The organism is Cellulophaga omnivescoria (genome assembly GCF_001999725.1).
Classification (GTDB): domain Bacteria; phylum Bacteroidota; class Bacteroidia; order Flavobacteriales; family Flavobacteriaceae; genus Cellulophaga; species Cellulophaga omnivescoria.
In genome coordinates, this window is sequence record NZ_MDDP01000026.1 from 1 (window position 1) to 6,814 (window position 6,814).

A 6,814-nucleotide genomic window follows, 5' to 3' on the forward strand; every position below is an offset into this window, starting at 1 on the left:
CAACCGGCTTGATCTCTTTGTTTTTTTTTTTTTGAGTTTTTGGCTTTTTGGACGAGAACACCACCAGGATATAATACGGTGAAGGATGTGGGCAGCGTCATAGAGGGAGTGGCGCTGTGATTAGGAGTACGTTGCAGCCCCTAAAGGTTCATGGGAGTGAAGTGAGCAATGATGATGACGAAGTAGAAGCCCCTAAAGGTAGCGGTGGTGAAGTTAGCACTGATGATGACGAAGTAGAAGCCCCTAAAGGTAGCGGTGGTGAAGTTAGCACTGATGATGATGAAGTAGAAGCTCCTAAAGGTAGTGGCGGTGAAGTTAGCACTGATGATGATGAAGTAGAAGCCCCTAAAGGTAGCGGTGGTGAAGTTAGTACTGATGATGACGAAGTAGAAGCTCCTAAAGGTAGTGGTGGAAAAGTTGACTAAATATCCAAAAAAAACATAAATATTTAAAGCCTTAAATTTAACATTTAAGGCTTTTTTTATACCTTGGGGTATTTAAAAACCCAATCTACGTGCAAAAACTATATACAGTACTTATTATTACGCTATTACTATTTTCATGTAATCAAAAAAAAGAGAACCTACAACAAAAAGAAGTTGTAAAACATCAAAAAAAAACAACAGATACTACAAATATTTTAAAATATAAAAAAGATTCTATTCATAGAAGACAACTACATTCACTAGCATACACATACTTAACACAAGGAGACTCTTTAAAATTTAGAGAAACAAATAAAAAAGTAATTAAGTTATCTCTAAAACAAAATGACTCCACAATATTAGGAAATGCTTATTGGGATTTAGGTTATTTTTTTAACAAAAAAATAAGAATAGACAGTAGCTACTATTATTACTTGAAAGCTCAAAAAATTTTTAATCTTCAAAATAGCGAGGTAAAAGAAGGAAGAGTCTTGAGATCTATATCTCTTCTACAATCACAAGTAAAAGATTATCGAGGCAGTGAAATTTCCACTATAAAAGCTATAGAGTTATTTGATAAAATTGATGATACCGATATAGATTTATACCATTCCTATAATAATTTAGGTTCAGTTACCAATGCCCTTAAAGAACATGACAGAGCCTTAAAATATTATAACAAAGCACAAGAATATTATAAAAAAATAAGACCAAAAAGCAAAATAAACACTGCTTTAATAAACAATATTGCTAATGTATATCGAGATAAAGAAGATTACAATAGTGCAATTAAAAATTATGAAAAAGTACTAGCCGTAGATAGCTTATTTGAAAAAAAAGCATTGTTCTATGCTAAAGTACTAGACAATTATGCATATACAAAGTTAAAAGCAAAGGATACTACAAATGTTGAAAAGCAACTAATACGTGCATTAAAAATTAGAGATAGCTTAAATGACAGTTCTGGGCTAGCAATTAGTCATTTTAATTTAGCAGAGTTCTACATTTTAAAAAAAGACACCTCTAAAGCTTTAGAAAACGCTAAAAAATCCGAAGAATATTCTTTAGCAAGTAAAAACAATAAAAGGCTACTGCAAGCATATGACATTTTAACCTCTATAGATCCAATAAACGCAAGTAATTATGCACATAAATACATTGTATTAAATGACAGTTTAATTGCCGAAGAACGACTAATACAAGACAAATTTACCCGTATAAAATATGAAACAGACGAGGTTATTGAAGAAAAAGAAGAGTTAGAGGAACAAAAACAGATACTTATTTCTTTTGTAATAGGAGCATTATTATTGGCTTTTGCTATTTTCATTATCGGTAGTCAATACGTTAAAAATCAGAAATTAAGATTTGAACAAGAGCAGCAAGAAACCAATTTAGAAACATTTAATTTAATGTTAGACCAAAAAGGCAAACTTGCGCAAGCAAAACAAGAAGAACAATTACGCATATCACAAGAACTGCATGATGGCGTACTTGGGAGTTTAACTGGTATAGGTTTAATTTTAAAAGCAACCAATAAAAGAGCAGATGAAGAAGCAATTGCAGAACGTTTAGATCTTATTAAGCAATTACAAGAAACTGCTGAAGAAATTAGAACAATATCACATACATTAAGTGCTGCATCATCTAAAAAAATGCAAAACTTTACAAATTCAATAATAGAGTTATTACATAATACTGGCAAAGCATCAAATATAAAAACTAGCTTCACGTTTGATAAAAAAATAGATTGGGACAGTTTAAGCGCAGAAATAAAAATTAACCTGTATAGAATGATACAAGAAGGTGTACAAAACTGTGTAAAATATTCTAAGGCAGAAAACATTTTATTAGATTTAAGTATGAAGAATTCAAATTTATCAGTAATTTTATCTGATGATGGTGTAGGTTTTAACCTCCAAAAGAAAAAAAGAGGTATTGGACTAAAAAATATTTATTCTAGGGCAAATAAAATTAATGCTAACGTAAATATTGAGAGTGAAATTGGAGATGGAACAAAAATTTTAATTACAATACCATTAGAAAATAAAAAAGAATCTAATTCATAAACCAGATCAAAGTTTAACAAAATATGCGAACCCTAAAAATATTAGCTGTTGATGATCATCAACTTATACTAAAAGGATACCAGTATACATTTGCAGATATAAACCCAGCTAAATATAATATTAACTTAACCACAGCAAACAGCTACCAAAAGGCAAAACAATTAATAGAAACTAATATTTTTGATGTTGCTTTTTTAGATATACAAATAGAAAAACCAGACAAAGATAATATTGATGGTAATAAAACGGGAGAGCATTTAGGAATGCTTTTAAGAGAAATTTCTCCTAAAACAAAAATAATTTTTCAATCTTCATTTAGTGACAGTTTGCGAATTAGTAACATATTTTCTTCTGTAAACCCAGATGGCTACATTGTTAAAACAGAAGTTAATGAAGAAGTGATTGAAAAAGCGTTAGATAATGTTTTAAATGATAGTACATACTATTCTAAATCTGCCATTGATGTTTTTAGAAAAACAATGACTAACAATATAATGATTAATGAAGATGATAAAGAAATACTATATCGTTTATCATTAGGAATTAAAACAAAAGACTTAGTAGATTACGTTAATTTATCTGTAACAGGTATAGAAACCAGAAAGCGTAAACTTAAATTTATTTTTGATATTGAAAACGAAAATGACCTTGCATTAATTAACGAGGCAAAAAGGAGGGGCTTTATTTAAAAGAATGTAAGTAGCAACTTACGCTGTTAAAAATTTTAACATTTTTTTGCCTATTTAAGATAATAACCTCAAAAAATCTAAGGTTTACGTATAATCCAAACTCAAAAAATCATCATAGCTTTGTAGTAAGTATAACCACCTACAATTGATACTATGATGTCTAACCCATCGAAATACAACGATATACGTTATTCTAATAATGTCCCAGAGTGTATATTAGAACAACTAGAAATTTTTAGAAATGAACTAGAGAAAGCTTATTTTTCTAAAGTGCTTATTAGAATCTTAAACAATAAACCTAGCGCTTATGAAGTAGGTATAGAGTTTCAGTCTAACTTTTGGTTATCTGAAAGTATATGTTTCTATAACAACTCTAATTGGTTAAAAGACAAATTAGATGTACACTCTTCTAGATTAGAGCAATTTTATAAAAGTTTAGAAAAGCTAAGGTGTAACACAGAACAATTTGTAGACATAGCAGAATGTGCTATTTACTTAGCAGATACATCTGTAATTATAAGTAAAGTATGTACCAATAGTATAGTTAATAGTTTAGATGCTATACTAGATACATTAGTTACTAATGTAGAGTGTTTAATGACTGAAAATTTAGAATTACCTACAGAAATACACTTACCAATTTTATCAGAAGATAATATAAGCTTAACCAATATAACTGAAAAATCTTACTTTGGATTCTGGGGACTTTATTATGAGTCTGAAGAAGATGCCGTTATTTATGATGTGCGCAACAACAGCACTAATAGAGGTGATTTGTTTATGATAGATCACATATAAAAAATGGAAAACCTACAAAGGTTTTCCATTTTTTTAACGGTAATAGATATTTTTAATTAAACAATGCTCTTCCTTCCATTAGAGCATTTACTTTTTCTCTTACATTTAAAATAACATCCTCATCTTCAGGATTATTAATTACTGCATCTACAAAATCTACTATAGTCTGCATATCATCTTCCTTTAAACCACGCGTAGTTATTGCTGCTGTTCCAAAACGGATACCAGAAGTAACAAAAGGAGATTTATCATCAAAAGGAACCATATTTTTATTAGCGGTAATATCTGCTTTTACCAAAGCATTTTCTGCATCTTTACCGGTTATGTTTTTATTTCTTAAGTCTATAAGCATCATATGATTATCTGTACCTCCAGAAATAATTTTGTAATCTTTTTTTACAAAAGCTGCTGCCATAGCTGCTGCATTTTTCTTAACCTGAATCATATAATGCAAATACTCATCTGTTAAAGCTTCTCCAAAAGCTACAGCTTTGGCTGCTATAATATGCTCTAATGGTCCGCCTTGGTTACCAGGAAAAACAGCTAAATCTAATAAAGCAGACATCTTACGTAAATTTCCATTTTTAAGTTTAATCCCAAAAGGATTTTCAAAATCTTTCCCCATCATGATCATTCCTCCTCTAGGCCCACGTAATGTTTTATGCGTAGTAGTAGTAACAATATGGCAATGTGGCATAGGATCATTTAAAATACCTTTTGCAATTAAACCTGCCGGATGCGAAATATCTGCTAGCAACAAAGCACCAACACTATCTGCAATAACTCTAAAACGCTCAAAATCTATATCTCTAGAGTAAGCAGAAGCACCTGCAATTATCATTTTAGGCTTTTCTTTAGTTGCTATTTCTTGTATTTTATCATAGTTTAAAACTCCAGTTTCTTCTTCTACTCCATAAAAAACCGGATTATACAAACGTCCAGAAAAGTTTACAGGAGATCCGTGTGTTAAATGCCCTCCGTGAGATAAATCAAAACCTAAGATAGTATCACCCGGCTTTAAACAAGCATGGTATACAGATGCATTGGCCTGTGATCCAGAATGTGGTTGTACATTAACATATTCTGCTCCAAAAAGCTCTTTTGCTCTATCTATTGCTAATTGCTCAATTTCATCAACAACCTCACAGCCACCATAATAACGCTTTCCAGGGTAACCTTCTGCATATTTATTGGTAAGTACAGAGCCTGCAGCTTCCATTACTTGTGGACTTGTAAAATTCTCTGAAGCTATTAATTCTATTCCTTCTAATTGACGTTGTTTTTCGTCATTAATTAAATCAAAAATTTGGTTATCGCGTTGCATAGATATTTTATTGCGTTAATAAAGTGTAAAAATACAAATTGCGATTCTTTAATCAGAAGAAAATAATATATTTGAAAAGAAATTTATCAAAAAAAAATTAACACGTACAATATGCCTATAAAAACTAACGATCCTTCAAAAAAATCTTGGATTTCTGTAGATTCTACTTCAGACTTTCCAATTCAGAATATTCCTTTTGGTGTATTTTTAACCAGGGACGATATTATTACCATAGGTACTCGTATAGGAGACTATGCAATAGATTTAGGTGCTCTGCACCAATTAGGGTATTTTGATGGTATACCGTTAACAGATGATATTTTTTTACAAGATTCTTTAAATGATTTTATATCAGACGGAAAAAAAACATGGCGCTTAGTTCGTAACAGAATTAGCGAAATTTTTGATATAAACAACCCCGCTTTACAAAATAATGAGGAGCACAAAAAAATTGTACTTTTTACTATGAACGAAGTAGAAATGCAATTACCGGTGCAAATTGGTGATTATACAGATTTTTATTCTAGTAAAGAGCATGCTACTAATGTAGGTACAATGTTTAGAGACCCTAACAATGCCTTATTACCAAACTGGTTACATATACCTGTTGGTTACCACGGCAGAAGTTCTACAATTATACCAAGCGGAACTCCTGTTCACAGACCAAATGGACAAACTTTACCTAAAGGTGAAGAAACTCCTGTATTTGGGCCTTCTAAACTTGTAGATTTTGAACTAGAGACTGCTTTTATTACTACAGACGCTAACTTACTTGGTGAGCCTATACCTGTAGACGAAGCAGAAGAATATATTTTTGGTATGGTTGTGTTTAACGACTGGAGTGCTAGAGATATCCAGAAATGGGAATATGTTCCTCTTGGTCCGTTTTTAGCTAAAAACTTTGCTTCATCTATATCTCCTTGGATAGTAACTTTAGATGCTTTAGAACCTTTTAGAACAGCTAGCCCTGTACAAGAGCCTAAACCACTACCCTATTTACAACAAACAGGAGACAAATCTTTTGATATTAATTTAGAAGTAGATATTACTCCAGAAAATGGAGAACCAACTACAGTATCTAAATCTAACTTTAAATACATGTACTGGACAATGGCTCAACAACTTGCTCACCACACCATAAATGGTTGTAAAGTTAATAGTGGTGATATGATGGGAAGCGGAACTATATCTGGACCAACTCCAGACTCTTATGGCTCTATGCTAGAATTGTCTTGGCAAGGTACTAAACCAGTAAAATTATCTAACGGAGAAACCAGAAAATTTATACAAGATAATGACACTGTTACCTTAAGAGGTTATTGTAAAAAAGATGGTGTGCGTATTGGTTTTGGAGAAGTTTCTACTAAATTACTACCTGCAATATCTATAAAATAATTAAAATAATATTTTAAAAAAATTCCCTTTAAAAGGGAATTTTTTTTGCCTAATAATTAAAATATTAGACCATAATTATATTATGTTATAAAAAATTAAATAAAATTAAAACAA

6 protein-coding genes are annotated in these 6,814 nt (G+C 31.1%); 5 read left to right on the forward strand and 1 reads right to left on the reverse strand.

Annotation, left to right across the window (positions count from 1 at the left end):
* The first annotated feature begins 131 nt into the window (after positions 1 to 131).
* The 4 genes from BFJ87_RS11905 to BFJ87_RS11920 all read left to right on the forward strand — a co-directional run bounded on the left by BFJ87_RS11905 (position 132) and on the right by BFJ87_RS11920 (position 3,981).
* Positions 132 to 425 carry a hypothetical protein gene (locus BFJ87_RS11905; protein WP_139344241.1) on the forward strand — a complete coding sequence of 98 codons (294 nt, stop codon included), beginning with the start codon at positions 132 to 134 and terminating at the stop codon, positions 423 to 425.
* 89 nt (positions 426 to 514) lie between these two features.
* Positions 515 to 2,494: a tetratricopeptide repeat protein gene (locus BFJ87_RS11910; RefSeq protein WP_077404734.1), complete on the forward strand. Its 1,980-nt coding sequence runs from the start codon at positions 515 to 517 to the stop codon at positions 2,492 to 2,494.
* Between the two features lie 23 nt (positions 2,495 to 2,517).
* The gene (locus BFJ87_RS11915) at positions 2,518 to 3,183 is read left to right on the forward strand and encodes a response regulator (RefSeq protein WP_077404736.1); all 666 of its coding nucleotides are present in this window, start codon (positions 2,518 to 2,520) and stop codon (positions 3,181 to 3,183) included.
* Between the two features lie 153 nt (positions 3,184 to 3,336).
* Entirely contained in the window at positions 3,337 to 3,981 is a 645-nt protein-coding gene (locus BFJ87_RS11920; protein WP_077404739.1) for a hypothetical protein, read from the forward strand.
* A gap of 52 nt (positions 3,982 to 4,033) precedes the next feature.
* Here BFJ87_RS11920 and glyA read toward each other — a convergent pair whose 3' ends face one another.
* A complete protein-coding gene (glyA, locus tag BFJ87_RS11925; RefSeq protein ID WP_077404742.1) occupies positions 4,034 to 5,305 on the reverse strand; it encodes a serine hydroxymethyltransferase in 1,272 nt (423 codons plus the stop codon).
* A gap of 111 nt (positions 5,306 to 5,416) precedes the next feature.
* On the opposite strand from glyA, the gene fahA reads away from it, so the two are divergent.
* Positions 5,417 to 6,700 (forward strand): fumarylacetoacetase, encoded by a 1,284-nt coding sequence (fahA, locus tag BFJ87_RS11930; RefSeq protein ID WP_077404745.1) that lies wholly within the window; start codon positions 5,417 to 5,419, stop codon positions 6,698 to 6,700.
* Positions 6,701 to 6,814 lie beyond the last annotated feature (114 nt).